The sequence below is a fragment of the Pusillimonas sp. T2 genome (assembly GCF_002236805.1).
Lineage (GTDB): Bacteria > Pseudomonadota > Gammaproteobacteria > Burkholderiales > Burkholderiaceae_B > Neopusillimonas.
In genome coordinates this window covers 424,527-440,723 of the sequence record NZ_NIQA01000002.1, presented here as the reverse complement: position 1 = coordinate 440,723, position 16,197 = coordinate 424,527, and the positions used below count along the sequence as shown (strand labels likewise).

The following is a 16,197-nucleotide window of genomic DNA, read 5'->3' as shown; positions in this document are numbered from 1 at the left end:
TGATTAACCAATACGCGAGTTGTAGATCAGTTTGCTGATGTCTTTACGTACACGGGGGCCACGTTCTTCCGGGGCGGTGCCGTCGTCGGGGGGGAACTCGAGCATGAGATTGCCCAGTGGGTCGATCACCCACATGGGTTGTGCCAAATTTTCGGCTGCCGATGCGCTCGGTGACGTGACGGTGTTGCTGGGCAGGTAAGTGGCCAGCTTTTCGGGGTTTGCGCGAACGAATACGGTGCCGATGTAGGCGTCTTGCACAATTTGCGGCACTTCGGCATCGTCGGTAATGAACCAGATGCGGGCGACGCGATCGACGTTCTTACCCTGGCTGGCATGAGAATTACGCAAGATAAAGAGTTTTTCGACGCATGACTCGGGGCAGGCACCTTGGTCGGCTGTGGCCAGCACCCACTTGCCGTGCAGGCTAGCCAGATCGAAGGGTTTGCCGTCGAGCGTCGTCAGCCCGAGCTGCTCGGCCGGGGGTGTGGGGCGCTGGGGGTTAACCAGTTGCCCGTAATTACTGGTCTCGCCGGGCCGCAAGCCCAGTGCTGGTACGTAGTAAGCCAGCAGCGCAAACATAATGGGGGCCATGCACAATACAACGATCCAGATCAGGGGCTGGATGGAGCGCTTGGGCGCAGCCTTGGGTGACGTTTCGGGGGTAGTGCTAACCACGGGGTAATCCTTTTGTCATGCGTTAGGGCAGCGTTATACGTGCCGGCGCCACGCGCGCAAAGTACGCCAGGCGATAACCAGCCAGGCGCCAAGTGCGATAGCGGCAAATGCAAACCATTGAACGGCGTAACCCCGGTTCTTGTCGGCATCGACCGACGGGGTGGGCCAGTTCTGAATAAGAGGGGTGCCGTCTTCAAGTGAAGCGGCAGAGGTTTGTTGCAGTACAGCCGGCACTAATTTTAAGCCAGTTACGGATTCGACGTTGGCCAGGTCCAGATTCTGGACTTCTGGCGGGTAGGCCGGCCCCGAGGCGCCTGATGACAATACGGCCAGGGCGTTGTCGTCGGTGCCGGACAATTCGAACATGCGGGGCACGCGGTCGCGCAGACTACCGGTAATTGTCTGAATGCCCGTAGGGGCATCGAGCGCAGGCAGGGTGCTGCCTGCGCCCAAGGGGCGAGGAATCCAGCCGCGCAGCACCAGCAGCGCCTGTCTGCCAACGGCAGGCTGAGTGGCGTCCTCAGCGATTTGCATTGGGGTGGCGACCCAATAACCGGGCCGCCCATCGTGGTTCCGGTTGGCCAGCAGTATGGTGTAGCGGTTCAGCCACTGCCCCGTTGCCGTGGCAGGGCGCCAGTTGGTCATTTGCGTTGCCGGCGTGTTGGCTTTCAGTGTAAGAGGCGGTTGCGCCTGACCCGCGGTAATGTCAGCCAACAGGGCTTCGCGTTCGGCAGCACGGCCTAGTTGCCAACGGCCCAGCGAGCCGCACACAACAGCAACTACCGCCAGTGCAACTAGGGCGGAAACGATACGAAAAGAAAAGGGGGATTGGGCCATGTCTGCGATAATTATAGTTTCTTCAAAGGGGGCAGCGCATGCGCATTATTGTGATTCTGGCGTTTCTGGGCATTATTGCCAGCTTGGCGTCGGCCTTTTTGTATCTTATGCGTGACAAAGGCGGCAGCAATCGTACGGTTAATGCCCTTACCATACGCATCGGGTTGTCTATTGCTTTGTTTTTGTTTGTTTTATTTGCCAACTATATGGGCTGGATTCAAAGCACGGGCTTTGGTCTGCAGCCGCAATAAAAAAACGGTACGTTGGGGTGGGGGCGTTTTTGCGCTGTCTGCGCGTAGGCGTATAGCGAAGGCATGGTCTAAATTGGCGGTTAAAAAAAACCGGCGCACTGCAAAGCAGGCGGCCGGTTTTTTTGTGCCCGGGCGTTGAGCCCGGGATATGGTAGAACTTAGAACCAGTATACGAACAGGTACAAGCCCAACCATACAACGTCAACAAAGTGCCAGTACCAAGCTGCGCCTTCGAAACCGAAGTGCTGATCAGCGGTAAAGTGACCTTTCAGGACGCGGAAGAAAATAACCAACAGCATCGTGGCGCCCAGAATAACGTGGAAGCCGTGGAAGCCGGTGAGCATGTAGAACAACGAGCCGTAGGCACCCGAGTCGAAGCGCAGGTTAAGGTCGTTGTAGGCGTGCATGTATTCGTAAGCCTGAACGCATACGAAGACAAAGCCCATGATGATGGTGGTGGCCAGCCAGAACGCTGTTTTACCGCGATGATTGGCGCGGATCGCGTGGTGGGCGATAGTCAGGGTAAGGCCGGAAGTCAGCAGAAGCGCCGTGTTAATGGTAGGCAGCCAGAAGGGGCCAACGGTTTGGAAGGCTTCTACAACACCTGCTGGGCCCAGGTTGGGCCAGGCGGCCGAAAAGTTGGGCCACAACATGTTTTGGTGGTCGATGTTGGCCAGCCAAGGCGTAGTGACTTCGCGCGTGTACCAAAGCGCACCAAAAAACGCGCCAAAAAACATGACCTCGGAGAAAATGAACCAGGCCATGCTCCAGCGGTACGAGTTATCGACGCGCTGGCTGTTCAGGCCGTCTTCGGACTCGCGAATAGCGTCGCCGAACCAGCCCCACAAAACAACAAACAGCATTAACAGGCCTGCGCCAACCAAAAAGGGTGCGAAGGAAATGCTGTTGACCCACAACGCCGCACCGATCAGGACGATCAGCAGGGCGACACTGGCACGCACCGGGTGTGCGGAATCGGCAGGCACGTAGTAGTAAGGCGCCTTGTTGCCGGTTGCCGAGTGACTTGCACTCATGGTGTTCTCCTACGAATTATTGAATTTTGTACAAATACGTTAAACGGCCTGAGCGACGAACCATTGTGCCACCATAACCAAGCCCACCACAAACAAAACTGTGCCGATAACGGCCGCAATAATGAGGTGGACCGGGTTGAGTTTGGCGATGTCTTCGGTGTAACCCTTGCCCTTCCGTACGCCCAGGAACCCCCAAAGTACGGCTTTGAGGGTTTGGAAAAAATTAAGCTTGCGTTGCGAAAGTTCGCGGATGTCGTTGGTCATGCCGATACCTTAGTCGAAATGTTAGCCAATGCCGCCGCGGACAATAACCCAGCCCATGATCGCGAAGACGATGGCGGCTAGGATCAGCCCGGTAATACGGTTGCGGCGGCGTTGTTCTGGTGTCATTTCGAACCTTTGATTACTTGACGACAGGCGGTGTTTCGAAGGTGTGGAACGGTGCTGGCGAAGGCACTGTCCATTCAAGACCTTCGGCACCATCCCAGGGCTTGGCGGGGGCTACTTCGCCGCGGCCAGAGTAAGCCTTAAGCACGACGTATACGAAGATCAGCTGCGACAGACCGAACCAGAAGGCGCCGATGGTGGCGATTTGGTGGAAGTCGGTGAACTGCGCGGCGTAGTCGGCATAGCGACGGGGCATACCGGCCAGACCCAGGAAGTGCATGGGGAAGAAGGTGACGTTGAAGGAAATCATTGTCATCCAGAAGTGCCATTTACCCAGGCGCTCGTCGTACATGCGGCCTGTCCATTTGGGCAGCCAGTAGTAGGCGCCGCCAAACAAGGCAAACAGCGAGCCGGCAACCAGCACGTAGTGGAAGTGAGCCACAACGTAGTAGGTGTCGTGTACGGCGATGTCGATAGGTGCTACGGCCAGAATCAGCCCAGTGAAGCCGCCCAGCGTAAACACGAAGATGAAGCCCACCGAGAACAGCATGGGGGTTTCGAAGGTCATGGAGCCGCGCCACATGGTGGCTACCCAGTTGAAGATTTTGACGCCGGTGGGCACCGAAATAAGCATGGTGGCGTACATGAAGTACAGCTGGCCAGTGACGGGCATGCCGGTGGTGAACATGTGGTGAGCCCAGACCAGGAACGACAGGATCGCGATGGCGGCCGTGGCGTAAACCATGGAGGCATAACCGAACAGCGGCTTACGGGCAAAGGCGGGCACAATGGCCGACACAATACCGAACGCCGGCAGAATCATGATGTAGACCTCGGGGTGACCGAAGAACCAGAACACGTGCTGGTACAGAACGGGGTCACCACCTGCGGCGGCGTTGAAGAACGCGGTGCCGAAGTGACGGTCGGTCAGCAGCATGGTAACGGCAGCAGCCAGTACAGGCATAACAGCGATAAGCAGGTAAGCCGTGATCAGCCATGTCCAGCAAAACAGCGGCATTTTCATCAGGGTCATGCCGGGTGCGCGCATGTTCAGGATGGTAACCACAATGTTGATGGCGCCCATGATGGACGACGCACCCAGAATGTGGACGCCGAAAATGGCCAGATCCATACCCATACCCATTTGCAGGGTCAGCGGTGCGTACATTGTCCAGCCGGCCGCCATTGCGCCGCCAGGCACGAAGAACGATGCAGTGAACAAAATAGCGCCGACCGGCAACAGCCAGAAGCTGAAGTTGTTCATGCGGGCGAAAGCCATGTCGGATGCGCCGATTTGCAGCGGGATCATCCAGTTGGCGAAGCCTACGAACGCCGGCATGATGGCGCCAAACACCATGATGATGCCGTGCATGGTGGTGAACTGATTGAACAGTTCGGGCTGGAAGAACTGCAGGCCGGGCGAGAACAATTCGGTACGCAGCAACAGGGCCAGCGTGCCGCCCTCGAGCAGCATGATGAACGAGAAGATGAGGTACATCGTCCCGATGTCTTTGTGGTTGGTGGCGAACAGCCAGCGACGCCACCCGTGCGGGGCGCCGTGGGCGTGGTCATCGTGCCCGTGGGCGTGATCGGCAGTAACACTGCTCATGATGGACTCCTTCCTACTTTTCCCGGGGCAGCGCGGCCACCCCGGCAGAAAAACTTGTGAACTTGATTACACGTGCCAACAAGGGTTAGCGCAATGCCGTAACTTGTGAAGGCTGGACGATAGGGTCTTGGCCTTTACCCGCGTTGCCCCAGGCGTTGCGGATGTAGGTGCTGACTGCAGCGATTTCTACGTCGTTGAACTGGTCGCGGAAGGCGGCCATGGCCGTGCCGTTGACACCGTTCAGTACTCGAAGAATTTGCTCTTTAGCTGGGCCCATGACAATGGCGCTGCCGTCGAGGGCAGGGAATGCCGGAGGGTTACCCTTGCCTGTAGCCTGGTGACATGCTACGCAAGCTGCGGTGTAGACTTTTTCGCCACGTGCGATGAGCTCTTCTTTGGTCCATTCTTTGGTTGGGTCGTCGGCAGCGCTGGCCAGTGCTTTTTGCTGCTCGGCAGCCCATTTGTCGAAGTCTTCTTGCGAAACGACGTTGACAACGATAGGCATGTAAGCGTGATCTTTACCGCACAGCTCGGCGCATTGGCCACGGTATGTGCCGACTTGGTTGGCACGGAACCAGGTGTCACGCAGGAAGCCGGGGATCGCATCTTGCTTGACGCCCAGTTCAGGCACCATCCAGGAGTGAATAACGTCGCCGGCGGTCAGCACGATACGTACTTTTTTGCCTACGGGTACTACCAGTGGGTTATCAACTTCCATCAGGTAGAACTCGCCGGGGGGTTCTTTGCCCATGCGCTGAGCCATGGGAGTCGTGAGGTTCGACATGAACTCTACGCCTTGGGCCGCGCCGTCGAGGTATTCGTAGCCCCACTTCCATTGGTAGCCCGTTACCTTGACGGTGAGGTCGGAGCTGGAAGTGTCTTTCATGGCCACAACGGTACGTGTTGCAGGCAGGGCCATGCCGATAACGATGAGGAACGGGACGACTGTCCAGGCCACTTCGACGCCCACGTGTTCGTGGAATTTGGCCGGCACAGCGCCACGCGACTTGCGGTGCTTGAAAACGGAGTAGAACATGACCCCGAAAACACCAATGAAAATGACTGTACAGATGATAAGCATCATCCAGTGCAGCCATGCAATGTCGTTGGCGATTTGTGTGACCCCAGGGGTGAGGTTAAGTTGATTAACCTTTGGCCCCCCGGGCATATCTACTACCTGTGCACCAGCAGTGCCTGCGAACAGCAAAGCCCCGGCGCCCAGTACCCCTCTCAACTTCATCATGCTGACCTCGAAATACGGTGTGCGTTCGCCCGTTGGCAACTTTAATTAATAGGCCGTTAATTAATTGGCCTGCGGCGAGTGCACAATTATCAGATGGCAGGCGCGTAGAACCACGGCCTATGAAAACACCTGCCCCATTGAATTGCTCTTAAACCGCGGAATTATAACGAACCTGCGCAAGTCGTGGGGCAATTGCGCCTGCTTACACTACAATCGCGTCATGAATCTTACTCCGTCATCGTCATTTCTAGCAGCCCTGACGACCCGGTTTCAGGCCCTGCAGCAACGCATACAGCAGCTTCCCCCTGCAGGCGCTCGGCCGCTTACTGTGGCCGGTCGGGTGTCGGGCTGGGTTACGGCCCGTGCAACCCTGGCGTTGGCGGGCTTGCCCGGCGTGGCCATTACGTCCGAGGCCGTGCATATACATGCCTTGCTTGCGCGGGGTTTACCCCTGAATCAGGTGCTCGAAACCGTCGCGCACACGTTAAAAAATGCGGGTTGTTTGCGGGGTTGGCGCAACGAGCTGCTCGATGTGGTGGGCGAAGGCCAGGTGCTGGGCGTCATCGAGCGCGCCGCATTGCGTCCGCTAGGCATGCTGACACGCGCCGTTCACCTTAACGCCTGGACGCCCGACGGCCGGTTATGGGTCGCGCGCCGGTCGGCTACTAAAACGACAGACCCCGACATGCTTGACACGCTGGTTGGCGGGTTGGCTGGCGCCGGAGAGTCGCTCGATACGGCCTTGCTGCGCGAAAGCTATGAAGAGGCCGGCCTAGCGCCTCAGGTGTTGGGCGGGCGTACGCCGGTTCGCGTCATTACTCGTATGCACCGTCATTTGCCCGAGGGGTATCAGGTCGAAGACGCGCTGGTCAGCGAGTGCGTGCTTGATGCTGAGGTCAGACCGGTCAATCAAGATGGCGAGGTGAGTGAAATCATGGCGCTTGATATCGAAGACGTATGGGCTCGCATTTTGGCCGACGAGTTCACCCTTGAGGCTGAGCTGGTGGTGCTCGATAGCCTGATGGCGCGGTTGCGCGTCTAACTGCTGACAGGGCCCGCGATTGCTTATGGCCGCCGTGTGTTGTTATGCATTGTGCCATTCTTGCCCTTCAGGGCGGCATTCTGCGTAAAATGGTTTTACTTAAGGCGCCCTAGGCGCTGTTTTACCGGGTTTCATTCACGGGTCTTACTACTTACCGCAGGGGGCATCATGACGAACACCAATCCTTTTGTATTGCCGGGCTTTGGGCAATCGGGCGACATGGCGCAAAACCCCATGATGGCCAGTATGGAAATGATGCGACAGGCTTGGCAAAACCTGGCAGGCGCCGGCGCCGGTGCGTTGGGTGCCGGTGCAGTTGCCGCCCCGCCAATGAGTCTCGAAGAGCTGGACCGTCGCATCACTGAATTGCGCACGGTCGAAAATTGGCTGCGTATGAACTTGTCGATGCTGGGCAGCACCATTCAGGGGTTGGAAGTGCAACGGGCAACCATCGCCACCTTGAAGTCATTTGTGTCGCCGATGGCCACCGGTAACGACGACGCGCCATCGGCCCTCGAAGTTGCGCTAGGGCTTAAGCCTTCAGGGCAAGCCAAAATCAAGCCGGCGTCCGAGTCCGCGCGTGCCGACACGGCCGGCGCCGCATCGGCCGATCCGTCAAGTGGTGGGTCGGGCGATGGCTGGTGGAATATGCTTCAACAGCAGTTCGATACCCTGGCCTCGGCAACGGCGGCCAGCATGAAAAGTGCCGAAAGTGCGGTGACCGCCGCAACTCAGGTGGCCACCGACGCGGCGAAGGCCTCGACCTCGTCCAGCGTTTCATCTGGGCTGGCGGCCATGGCGGCGGCCTCGCCTGCTGCGGCCACGCCTAAACCGCGCGCCGCTCGTAAATCTGCGGCATCTACCCAAAAAACCGCCTCTGGTCGTGCTGCACCGCGTAAGCGCGCGGCACGTACCAAGGCTTCATCCTGATCTCTCTAACTTCTAACGTTACATGCTGAATATTGTTATTTTGGCGGCCGGTCTGGGCAAGCGCATGCAGTCCAGCCTGCCTAAAGTACTGCATCCTATTGCCGGTAAGCCGATGTTGGCCCATGTGCTGGGCCAAGCCCGGTTGTTGGGCCCCAAACGCATTATTGTGGTTGTTGGGCATGGCGCAGACGCGGTCAAAGCAGCGTTTGCCGACCAGGCCGACCTTGATTTTGTTTTGCAAAGCCCGCAACAGGGCACGGGTCATGCCGTGATGCAGGCTATGCCGTTACTCGACGATGATCCCCAAAGCGCTACTCTGGTGCTCTACGGCGACGTGCCGCTGGTGCAGGCTGATACCCTGCGCACGCTGCTGGCCGCGCGCGGGCAAGGTATGGCGGTGCTGACAGAAAACCTGCCCGACCCCTCGGGCTATGGCCGTATTGTGCGCGACGCTGCCGGTCATGTGCAGCGTATCGTCGAGCACAAAGATGCCTCGCCCCAAGAGCTTGCCATCACCGAGGTCAATACTGGTATTTTGGTGGCGCCTACGGTGCAACTTAAAGCCTGGTTGTCGCAGCTACGAAACGACAACGCCCAAGGCGAATACTACTTAACCGATATCGTGGGCTTTTCGGTGGCTGACAATGTTCCGGTAGGTGCTGCCCATCCGTCGGTATCCTGGGAAACCCTCGGCGTCAACAGCCGCGTGCAGCAGGCCCAGCTCGAGCGTATCTGGCAGGCAGAGCAGGCCCGTCGCCTGCTCGAGCAAGGCGTGACCTTGGCCGATCCGGCGCGCTTCGATTTGCGGGGCACGCTTCAATGTGGTCGCGATGTCTTTATTGACGTCGGCTGCGTGTTCGAGGGCGACGTTGTCCTTGAAGATGGGGTGCATGTTGGTCCGCATTGCGTTGTGCGCCAAGCCCATATAGCCGCAGGGTCGCGTATCGATGCGTTCAGTCACATCGACGACGCGCGCATCGGCAGCCAGGCCCGCGTGGGGCCATACGCGCGACTGCGTCCGGGCGCGGATATCGGCAACGAAGCGCATGTGGGTAATTTCGTCGAAATCAAGAAAAGCCGCCTGGGCCAAGGCTCGAAAGCCAATCATCTGGCCTATATTGGCGACGCTCAAGTGGGTGATCGGGTAAATATCGGTGCCGGTACCATTACCTGCAATTACGATGGCGTCAACAAATTTCAAACCATCATCGAAGACGATGCCTTTATCGGGTCTGACACGCAGTTAGTGGCGCCGGTGCGGGTGGGCAAGGGCGCCACATTGGGCGCAGGGACGACGCTAACTAAAGACGCGCCGGCCGGGCAGCTGACATTGTCACGTAGCAAGCAGGCGTCTGTGCCAGGGTGGCAGCGCCCCGTCAAAAAAACCTGAGGTCCGATTGCCCGTAACCCATTCGGTCGAAACTTCGGCATCGCCCGCAGCAACCCCCGACGGTCTTCCCATGCCGCGCCGGTTGTGGGCGATTGCGACACTGATGGTGAGCCTGGCCATTGCGTCGCTCGATGTCACCATGGCCAATGTGGCCTTGCCGGCTATTGCCGCCGACTTGGGCGTTGCGCCGGGTCTGGTGGTATGGGTGATGATTGCTTATAGCGTCACAATCCTTGTCACGTTACTGCCGCTGTCGGCGCTGGCTGAGCGCGTGGGGTTTCGGCGGATGTTTGTGGTGGGTATTACCCTGTTCATGTTTTGGGCTGTGGCCGTTGCGTTCTCTAGTTCGTTCGTCATGCTGCTTACGGCGCGGGTCATTCAGGCGATTGGTACGTCGATGTTGATGTGCCTGTTCGGTGGGTTGGTACGCAATATTTACCCTAGCCATCAGTTGGGCTTTGGCGTGAGTCTGAATGCGATGATGGTGTCGGTTATGGCGGTGCTTGGGCCAACCATCGGTGCGTTCGTCATCGAATGGTCTTCGTGGCACTGGATGTTCTTAATGTATGTGCCGTTGTGTCTGGCTACCTATTTCGGCGTTCGGTTTTTGCCCGATGTGCCGCGCACGGTGCGCCCGTTTGACTGGCTGGCTTGCGTGCTCAGTGCGCTGGCGTTTGGCTTGTTCGTCATTGGGCTCGACATGTTGGTGTCCTCTGCGTTGTGGGCTGTCATTCTTATTCTTGTGGCAGGGCTTTCGGCCTGGTTGTTGTACCGACATTCGCGTGAGCAAGAGGCCCCTGTCGTGCCGCTGGATTTGTTGCGCATTAAGCCCGTAGCCTTTGCTGTAGGCGCCTCGGCCACGTTGTTTGCTGCCCATATGGCGGCGTTTGTGGCCTTGCCGTTTTATCTGATCAACATTATGCAATACAGCTATGCGCATGTCGGTGTGCTAATGGGGGGCTGGGCCATCGGGTCGGCCATTATGGCGCCGGTTGCCGGGTATTTGTCCGATCGTTTTCAGGTCGCTGTACTGTGCATTGTCGGGGCGGGGCTGGCGGCCGTCGGTATGTTCTGGATCGTGCTTTTGCCGTCGGGTACCAGCCTGTTCTGGGGCTGGGTGCCAATGCTGGTCGGCGGGTTGGGCTTCGGTTTCTTTCAGTCGCCTAATAATCGGGCCCTGTTGTCCGGGGCGCCACACCGCCGCAGCGGGGCAGCGGGTGGGTTGCAGGCCACCACACGTGTGTTTGGTCAAAGCGTTGGTACGGCCCTGGCCGCGCTGTCGTTTCATTTTGGCGGGCCGGTGGGGGCCACCGTGGCACTGGTTGTTGGCGTGCTGCTGGCGCTGGGTGCTGTGGGTATTAATGTGGCGCGTTATTTCAGTCGTGCGCCCGACTTGTCTTTGTAGCGGTTCGGGTTGTCATGCGTATTTTGTTGCTGAACTTCGAGCGAGGCTGGCGCGGCGGCGAGCGTCAGACACTGTATTGTCTGCAGCAGTTGCGGTTGTTGGGGCACGATGTACAGTTGCTGGCTCGTGATGGCGAGCCCTTGGCTCAGGCCGCTCGCCAGGGTGGTTTTGTAGTGCATGGCGTAGGTTCGGTGCCGGCATTGTTGGCTTTTCTGCTGGTGCGCGGCCGGCAGTTCGATGTGCTTCATGCGCAGACCGCCAATACGCTGACCTGGTTGGCCGTGTTAAAGCCGGTATTGCGTGGTCGTATTGTCTTTACGCGGCGTACGGCGTTTCCGGTGTCGTTGTCAAAGTTGCGTAAAACGCTCTGGAAGTGGCGCCGCGTTGATGGGTTCGCGGCCATTAGCGAAGCGGCCGCCGCTGAGCCCCGGCGGTTGGGGCTTGACGTGACTATTGTTCGAAGCGCCGCAGAGCCCGCAGTTGCCGACTTGGAACGCATTGAAGCGCTACGCAAACAGTATGGTTTGCACGGTCGTCGTGTGGTGGGTACCACGGCAGCGCTAACGCGTGAAAAAGATCCGTTGACACTGATTCGGGCGGCGCATCATTTGCGTAAAACGCACCCCGACGTCATGTTTGTTCATTTTGGAGCCGATGGGGACGTCTCTTTTGCGGCCCGTCAGTTGGTTACCGAGCTGAGTCTGGGTTCGCATTATGTCTTTGCCGGGTTTGTGTCCGGCGTTGAGTCGCTTTATGGCTTATTTGAAGTTTTTGCGTTGTCCTCAACGCACGAGGCGCTGGGCAGTAGCGTGCTTGACGCTTTTTATCAGCGCGTGCCCGTGGTGGCCACGCGGGCAGGCGGGCTGAAAGAGGTGTTGGCAGAGGGCCGGGGTGTGCTGTGCGACGTCGCTGACTACCGCGCCATGGCTTCGGGTATTGCGCAACTGCTTGACGATACCGCGTTACGCGCCCGTGTCACCCAGTGTGCCTACGATTATGTTTGGGCCGAACACGACGTGGGCCAAATGGCGCAACGCTACGCGACCCTGTACGAGCGGGTATGTGCGCTGGGTGAGGCGCGCAACCCGTCTTCGGGTGTCGGGTAAGGTTTAAGTCCGACGAACTTCGGGTTCGGGTAGCAGTGCCCGGGTGTCGAATTTGGCCCGGTGTGTAGCAAAAAATGTGCGGACGTTTCGAACATTGCGTTGCGACGTAAACACCCGATGCGCCAGTGCATGGTAGGCCGGCATGTCGGCGACCTGCGCCACCACCACAAAATCTGGCCCGGGCGATACCCTGTAGCACTGTAATACGGCTTCCTCCTGAATGGCGAGGGCTTCAAAGGCTGCATAGTGGTCAGCGGTTTGTCTGTCGAGCGTGATTTCGCAAATTGCGGTCAGGCCGATGCCTAGCGCTTCAGTGTTCAGAATGGCGACTTGCTTTTCAATGATGCCCGCGGCCGTCAGGCGCCTGACCCGGCGCAGGCAGGTTGGCGGTGATGCGTGTACGCGCTCGGCCAATGTCTGGTTGGTTAGTCCGGCGTCTGATTGCAGCGCGTTCAATATGCGCAGATCCAAGTCGTCGAGCTCGGGGCGTATTGTCGACATATTTTGTACCTATTTTGTGAAATTAAATTTCATGTCTTTGTATTGTTGAAATTTAATTTCACATGTTTTGTTAATAAGAAATTTAATTTCTTGTTGTATTGCGCACAATAGCACTATCTCATTAAGGAGTTCAGCTTATGTGCGGTATTGTCGGCGCTGTTGCGCAACGTGATGTCACCCCTGTCCTGGTTGAAGGTTTAAAGCGGCTTGAGTACCGCGGGTACGACTCGTGTGGGGTTGCGGTACATGCCGATGGTCAGTTGCGTCGCGCGCGCAGCACCTCGCGTGTGGCCGAGCTCGAACGTGAAATTGCCGCTGACCACTTGCAAGGCTTTACCGGTATTGCCCATACCCGCTGGGCAACGCATGGCGCACCCGCCACACATAACGCGCACCCGCACTTTTCCGGGCAAAGCCGCGGCAACGCCCGTATTGCTTTGGTGCATAACGGCATTATTGAAAACCACGACGAACTACGCGCAGAGCTTGAGGCGGTTGGCTACGTATTTGAAAGCCAGACCGATACCGAGGTTATTGCCCACTTGGTCGATCACCTTTACACCGACGACCTGTTCGACGCCGTCCAGCAAGCGACGCGGCGTCTTGAGGGGGCGTATGCCATCGCTGTGTTCTGCCAAGACGAACCCCACCGTGTTGTGGGTGCCCGTCAGGGTTCGCCTCTGGTGGTCGGCGTGGGCCAAAACGAAAATTTTCTGGCATCAGACGCCCTGGCGCTGGCCGGCACTACCGACCAGATCATTTACCTGGAAGACGGCGATGTGGTCGATTTGCAGTTGTCGCGCGTGTGGATTATTGACGCGCAGGGCCAACCGGTCGATCGTGCCGTGCACACTGTGCACATTCACACCGGCGCGGCCGAGCTTGGCCCTTACCGCCACTACATGCAAAAAGAAATCTTCGAACAGCCCCGCGCGGTTGGCGATACTTTGCAAGATATTCAGACCATCACGCCCGAACTGTTTGGCGACGGCGCGTATAAGGTCTTTAACGACATCGACAACGTATTGATTTTGGCGTGTGGTACCAGTTACTACGCGGGCCTGACGGCGCGCTACTGGATCGAGTCCATTGCGAAAATTCCGGTCAACGTCGAAATTGCCAGCGAATACCGCTACCGCGACAGCGTGCCGAACCCGCGCACATTGGTTGTGACCATTACCCAGTCGGGCGAAACCGCCGACACCCTGGCGGCCCTGAAGCATGCCCAGCGGCTGGGCATGACGCACACCCTGACCATTTGCAACGTGTCGACCAGTGCCATGGTACGAGAGTGCAAGCTGGCTTACATTACCCGCGCTGGTGTCGAAATCGGTGTGGCGTCGACCAAAGCGTTTACCACCCAGTTGGCCGGTTTGTTCTTGTTGACGCTGGCGCTGGCTCAGGTAAAAGGCCGCCTGACCGACGCACAAGAAGCCGATTACCTGAAAGCCCTGCGTCACCTGCCCGTGGCCATTTCGGCGGTATTGGCCCTAGAACCTCAAATCATGGCGTGGGCCGACCGTTTCGCCAGTAAAGAAAACGCGCTGTTTTTGGGGCGTGGCATGCATTACCCCATTGCCCTTGAAGGCGCGCTGAAACTGAAAGAAATCAGTTACATCCACGCCGAGGCCTACCCCGCTGGCGAACTCAAGCATGGCCCGCTGGCGCTGGTAACCGATCAGATCCCCGTGGTAACCATCGCCCCGCGCGACGAGCTGCTTGAAAAACTGAAGTCGAACATGCAAGAAGTGCGCGCCCGAGGCGGCGAGTTGTATGTCTTTGCCGATGCCGACACCAAAATTGTCGGCAGCCCTGGCATGCATGTGATTCGTATGCCGGAAAACTACGGGAAGCTGTCACCGATTTTGCACACAATACCGCTGCAGTTGCTGGCGTATCACACGGCGTGTGCACGGGGCACCGACGTAGACAAGCCCCGGAATCTGGCGAAGAGTGTGACGGTGGAGTGAGGGGCTTGAGTCGGCTGGGCGCGTTAAATAACAGCGTCCAGCCCTTTTCTTTCCAGTAGGCTCAGCAGTTTTAGCGAAGGACCGCTGGGCTTTTTATCCCCTATTTCCCATTTTCTGATCGTAGACGGGCTGGTGTTAAGTACGGAAGCCAACACGGCCTGGCTCAGATTGAGGCTTTGGCGTAATGCTTTGATCTGTTGACTGTCGTACTCAGGAACGGGCTCCAGACAAAGCGCATCAAATTTTTGTTGTTTTCGTTTGTCTATAAACCCTAGGCGCGCCAAGTCCGCCGCTGTGGTGTGTACGGCCTCAAGAATTTGGCTTTTTGCTTTTTGGGGGCGTTCTGATCTAGTGGTCATGACAAATTTCTTCTAGGGCGATACGTTTCTTTATGACGTTATGACCTAAATCGGCATCAATTAAACCGACAGTCATCTGTGTAATTGCGCTGCAAAGCATATCGTCCAATAGTTCTGTTTTGCGCATCCATCGAGCGAAATGACGCGTTTTAAACACGCGCTCATGGCTCATATCATGCCACCAAGTGACATGGATTTCAATTTGGCTGGATATCGCCATGGCAAATTTCGGGGGCGAGTCGACGGTTTTGCGATGGGCTTTTGCATTGGGGCCAGAGTGTTTTTCAATAATCACACTCTATCTGTCTGACATCGGCACAGGTATTCGCAAAAGTACGCCTTGTGGCCAGGCCCAGAATACAGACAGACGACGCTTGCCGGCGGGCAACGCGCTAAAATGCTCACCCCTTCATTTCTCATTTCCCCATCATGAAACGCCTGGAAAAGTCTTTTGAACACCTTCTGTTTACCAGCCGCTGGGTTATGGGGCCGGTTTACCTTGGCTTGGCGTTGGCGCTGGTCATTTTGTTGTTCAAGTTCGCCAAAGAAATCTGGGTGCTGTTCGCCGACATCATGACGGCGACGGGGGGCGAATTGATTATTGGCGTGCTGTCGCTGGTAGACATCGCGCTCATCATGAATTTGCTGATCATCATCATGTTCAGCGGTTACGAAAACTTCGTCTCGAAGATGGATGACCTACACAGCCACCAGGATCGCCCAGAGTGGATGGGCCATATCGGGTTTTCCGACCTGAAATTAAAGCTCATTGGCTCAATCGTTGCGATTTCGGGTATCGAGCTGCTGAAGGCCTTCATGAATGTCGACAACTTGTCTGACCGGCATCTGGCCTGGATGGTGGGCATCCACGTCACATTCTTGTTTTCGGGGTTGTTTTACGCCGGCATGGATCGTCTGGCTGGCAAAGGGCACTAGTTTAAAACCGCGTCTGTCTTGACAGAACCTGCTTCCGAGGCAATAGTGGCTTGGCGCGCTCGATTCACGAGCGCCATGTCATATTCAGGAGGCAAGCGTGTCACGTAAACTTATTAACCCCCCCGAACTTCACCCTGCGCCCGGGTTCAGCCATATCACGGTTGCCGAGCCGGGTCGTGTTGCTTATATTGCCGGCCAAGTGGCTTTGGCTCCCGATTTTTCAATCGTCGGGGGCGACGACTTAGGTGCGCAAACTCAGGCGGCCATGCGAAACATCGAAGTTGCCTTGAAGGCGGTTAATGCCAGCTGGAACGATGTGGTTCGGCGCACTATTTATACCCTGCACCCTACGCAGTACGAAGTCATTACCGCGGCTATTGAAGCCGTGCAGGGCAGCACCGAGCACCCCGCACAGACCATTATCGGCGTCACGGGGCTTGCTGTACCGGGGTTGTTAATTGAGATTGAAGTGACGGTTCGCCTGCCTGCCTAAGACGGCCGCCGTGTATTGGGCGTTGGCTT

Annotated in this window: 19 protein-coding genes; 9 read left to right on the top strand and 10 right to left on the bottom strand. The window is 57.4% G+C overall.

The window, feature by feature from the left end; genetic code table 11:
- Positions 1-3: 3 nt before the first annotated feature.
- The gene (locus PuT2_RS05155; RefSeq protein ID WP_254046958.1) at positions 4-591 is read right to left on the bottom strand and encodes a hypothetical protein; all 588 of its coding nucleotides are present in this window, start codon (positions 589-591) and stop codon (positions 4-6) included.
- Positions 592-708: 117 nt separating this feature from the next.
- A complete protein-coding gene (locus PuT2_RS05150; protein WP_093969943.1) occupies positions 709-1,512 on the bottom strand; it encodes an SURF1 family protein in 804 nt (267 codons plus the stop codon).
- A 38-nt stretch (positions 1,513-1,550) separates the two neighbouring features.
- On the opposite strand from PuT2_RS05150, the gene PuT2_RS05145 reads away from it, so the two are divergent.
- Entirely contained in the window at positions 1,551-1,763 is a 213-nt protein-coding gene (locus tag PuT2_RS05145) for a twin transmembrane helix small protein (protein WP_093969942.1), read from the top strand.
- A gap of 158 nt (positions 1,764-1,921) precedes the next feature.
- On the opposite strand, the gene PuT2_RS05140 is transcribed toward PuT2_RS05145, so the two are convergent.
- From PuT2_RS05140 to coxB, 5 genes are all read right to left on the bottom strand, one after another.
- A complete protein-coding gene (locus PuT2_RS05140) occupies positions 1,922-2,797 on the bottom strand; it encodes a cytochrome c oxidase subunit 3 (protein WP_093969941.1) in 876 nt (291 codons plus the stop codon).
- Positions 2,798-2,836: 39 nt separating this feature from the next.
- A complete protein-coding gene (locus PuT2_RS05135; RefSeq protein ID WP_093969940.1) occupies positions 2,837-3,061 on the bottom strand; it encodes a DUF2970 domain-containing protein in 225 nt (74 codons plus the stop codon).
- 21 nt (positions 3,062-3,082) lie between these two features.
- Positions 3,083-3,187: a cytochrome oxidase small assembly protein gene (locus PuT2_RS15935; RefSeq protein WP_216820796.1), complete on the bottom strand. Its 105-nt coding sequence runs from the start codon at positions 3,185-3,187 to the stop codon at positions 3,083-3,085.
- A 13-nt stretch (positions 3,188-3,200) separates the two neighbouring features.
- Positions 3,201-4,793, bottom strand: a complete 1,593-nt coding sequence (gene ctaD / locus PuT2_RS05130) for a cytochrome c oxidase subunit I (protein WP_093969939.1) — start codon at positions 4,791-4,793, stop codon at positions 3,201-3,203.
- A gap of 85 nt (positions 4,794-4,878) precedes the next feature.
- Positions 4,879-6,036 carry a cytochrome c oxidase subunit II gene (gene coxB / locus PuT2_RS05125; protein WP_093969938.1) on the bottom strand — a complete coding sequence of 386 codons (1,158 nt, stop codon included), beginning with the start codon at positions 6,034-6,036 and terminating at the stop codon, positions 4,879-4,881.
- 220 nt (positions 6,037-6,256) lie between these two features.
- Here coxB and PuT2_RS05120 point away from each other — a divergent pair, with 220 nt between their 5' ends.
- From PuT2_RS05120 to PuT2_RS05100, 5 genes are all read left to right on the top strand, one after another.
- Positions 6,257-7,078, top strand: a complete 822-nt coding sequence (locus tag PuT2_RS05120) for an NUDIX hydrolase family protein (protein ID WP_093969937.1) — start codon at positions 6,257-6,259, stop codon at positions 7,076-7,078.
- A 168-nt stretch (positions 7,079-7,246) separates the two neighbouring features.
- Positions 7,247-8,008 (top strand): PhaM family polyhydroxyalkanoate granule multifunctional regulatory protein, encoded by a 762-nt coding sequence (locus PuT2_RS05115; protein ID WP_093969936.1) that lies wholly within the window; start codon positions 7,247-7,249, stop codon positions 8,006-8,008.
- Positions 8,009-8,030: 22 nt separating this feature from the next.
- Positions 8,031-9,398: a bifunctional UDP-N-acetylglucosamine diphosphorylase/glucosamine-1-phosphate N-acetyltransferase GlmU gene (gene glmU, locus PuT2_RS05110; RefSeq protein ID WP_093969935.1), complete on the top strand. Its 1,368-nt coding sequence runs from the start codon at positions 8,031-8,033 to the stop codon at positions 9,396-9,398.
- Between the two features lie 70 nt (positions 9,399-9,468).
- On the top strand, positions 9,469-10,803 hold the full coding sequence (locus PuT2_RS05105) for an MFS transporter (RefSeq protein WP_093970089.1): 1,335 nt from the start codon (positions 9,469-9,471) through the stop codon (positions 10,801-10,803).
- Between the two features lie 14 nt (positions 10,804-10,817).
- Positions 10,818-11,909 carry a glycosyltransferase family 4 protein gene (locus PuT2_RS05100; protein WP_093969934.1) on the top strand — a complete coding sequence of 364 codons (1,092 nt, stop codon included), beginning with the start codon at positions 10,818-10,820 and terminating at the stop codon, positions 11,907-11,909.
- A gap of 3 nt (positions 11,910-11,912) precedes the next feature.
- On the opposite strand, the gene PuT2_RS05095 is transcribed toward PuT2_RS05100, so the two are convergent.
- A complete protein-coding gene (locus tag PuT2_RS05095; RefSeq protein ID WP_093969933.1) occupies positions 11,913-12,410 on the bottom strand; it encodes an Lrp/AsnC family transcriptional regulator in 498 nt (165 codons plus the stop codon).
- A 137-nt stretch (positions 12,411-12,547) separates the two neighbouring features.
- Between PuT2_RS05095 and glmS the strand changes: the two genes are divergently transcribed.
- A complete protein-coding gene (gene glmS / locus PuT2_RS05090; RefSeq protein WP_093969932.1) occupies positions 12,548-14,380 on the top strand; it encodes a glutamine--fructose-6-phosphate transaminase (isomerizing) in 1,833 nt (610 codons plus the stop codon).
- Between the two features lie 23 nt (positions 14,381-14,403).
- Here the strand turns inward: glmS and PuT2_RS05085 are convergent, their stop codons facing one another.
- A complete protein-coding gene (locus tag PuT2_RS05085; protein WP_093969931.1) occupies positions 14,404-14,739 on the bottom strand; it encodes a DNA-binding transcriptional regulator in 336 nt (111 codons plus the stop codon).
- A complete protein-coding gene (locus PuT2_RS16095) occupies positions 14,729-15,034 on the bottom strand; it encodes a type II toxin-antitoxin system RelE/ParE family toxin (RefSeq protein WP_254046940.1) in 306 nt (101 codons plus the stop codon). The genes PuT2_RS05085 and PuT2_RS16095 overlap by 11 nt, the downstream gene beginning before the upstream one ends.
- 134 nt (positions 15,035-15,168) lie before the next feature.
- On the opposite strand from PuT2_RS16095, the gene PuT2_RS05075 reads away from it, so the two are divergent.
- Positions 15,169-15,675 (top strand): TIGR00645 family protein, encoded by a 507-nt coding sequence (locus PuT2_RS05075; protein ID WP_093969930.1) that lies wholly within the window; start codon positions 15,169-15,171, stop codon positions 15,673-15,675.
- A gap of 97 nt (positions 15,676-15,772) precedes the next feature.
- Complete coding sequence (locus tag PuT2_RS05070; protein ID WP_093969929.1) at positions 15,773-16,168, top strand: RidA family protein; 396 nt, start codon at positions 15,773-15,775, stop codon at positions 16,166-16,168.
- Positions 16,169-16,197: the final 29 nt, after the last annotated feature.

What these genes read in the sequence shown, in the direction of transcription:
- PuT2_RS15935 (WP_216820796.1), bottom strand. Translation starts at nt 3,187, where the DNA reads ATGACACCAGAACAACGCCGCCGCAACCGTATTACCGGGCTGATCCTA.
- PuT2_RS05100 (WP_093969934.1), top strand. Translation starts at nt 10,818, where the DNA reads ATGCGTATTTTGTTGCTGAACTTCGAGCGAGGCTGGCGCGGCGGCGAG.
- PuT2_RS05135 (WP_093969940.1), bottom strand. Translation starts at nt 3,061, where the DNA reads ATGACCAACGACATCCGCGAACTTTCGCAACGCAAGCTTAATTTTTTC.
- PuT2_RS05155 (WP_254046958.1), bottom strand. Translation starts at nt 591, where the DNA reads ATGGCCCCCATTATGTTTGCGCTGCTGGCTTACTACGTACCAGCACTG.
- PuT2_RS05105 (WP_093970089.1), top strand. Translation starts at nt 9,469, where the DNA reads ATGCCGCGCCGGTTGTGGGCGATTGCGACACTGATGGTGAGCCTGGCC.
- glmU (WP_093969935.1), top strand. Translation starts at nt 8,031, where the DNA reads ATGCTGAATATTGTTATTTTGGCGGCCGGTCTGGGCAAGCGCATGCAG.
- glmS (WP_093969932.1), top strand. Translation starts at nt 12,548, where the DNA reads ATGTGCGGTATTGTCGGCGCTGTTGCGCAACGTGATGTCACCCCTGTC.
- PuT2_RS05140 (WP_093969941.1), bottom strand. Translation starts at nt 2,797, where the DNA reads ATGAGTGCAAGTCACTCGGCAACCGGCAACAAGGCGCCTTACTACTAC.
- PuT2_RS05150 (WP_093969943.1), bottom strand. Translation starts at nt 1,512, where the DNA reads ATGGCCCAATCCCCCTTTTCTTTTCGTATCGTTTCCGCCCTAGTTGCA.
- PuT2_RS05145 (WP_093969942.1), top strand. Translation starts at nt 1,551, where the DNA reads ATGCGCATTATTGTGATTCTGGCGTTTCTGGGCATTATTGCCAGCTTG.
- PuT2_RS05075 (WP_093969930.1), top strand. Translation starts at nt 15,169, where the DNA reads ATGAAACGCCTGGAAAAGTCTTTTGAACACCTTCTGTTTACCAGCCGC.
- PuT2_RS05120 (WP_093969937.1), top strand. Translation starts at nt 6,257, where the DNA reads ATGAATCTTACTCCGTCATCGTCATTTCTAGCAGCCCTGACGACCCGG.
- coxB (WP_093969938.1), bottom strand. Translation starts at nt 6,036, where the DNA reads ATGATGAAGTTGAGAGGGGTACTGGGCGCCGGGGCTTTGCTGTTCGCA.
- ctaD (WP_093969939.1), bottom strand. Translation starts at nt 4,793, where the DNA reads ATGAGCAGTGTTACTGCCGATCACGCCCACGGGCACGATGACCACGCC.
- PuT2_RS05095 (WP_093969933.1), bottom strand. Translation starts at nt 12,410, where the DNA reads ATGTCGACAATACGCCCCGAGCTCGACGACTTGGATCTGCGCATATTG.
- PuT2_RS05085 (WP_093969931.1), bottom strand. Translation starts at nt 14,739, where the DNA reads ATGACCACTAGATCAGAACGCCCCCAAAAAGCAAAAAGCCAAATTCTT.
- PuT2_RS05115 (WP_093969936.1), top strand. Translation starts at nt 7,247, where the DNA reads ATGACGAACACCAATCCTTTTGTATTGCCGGGCTTTGGGCAATCGGGC.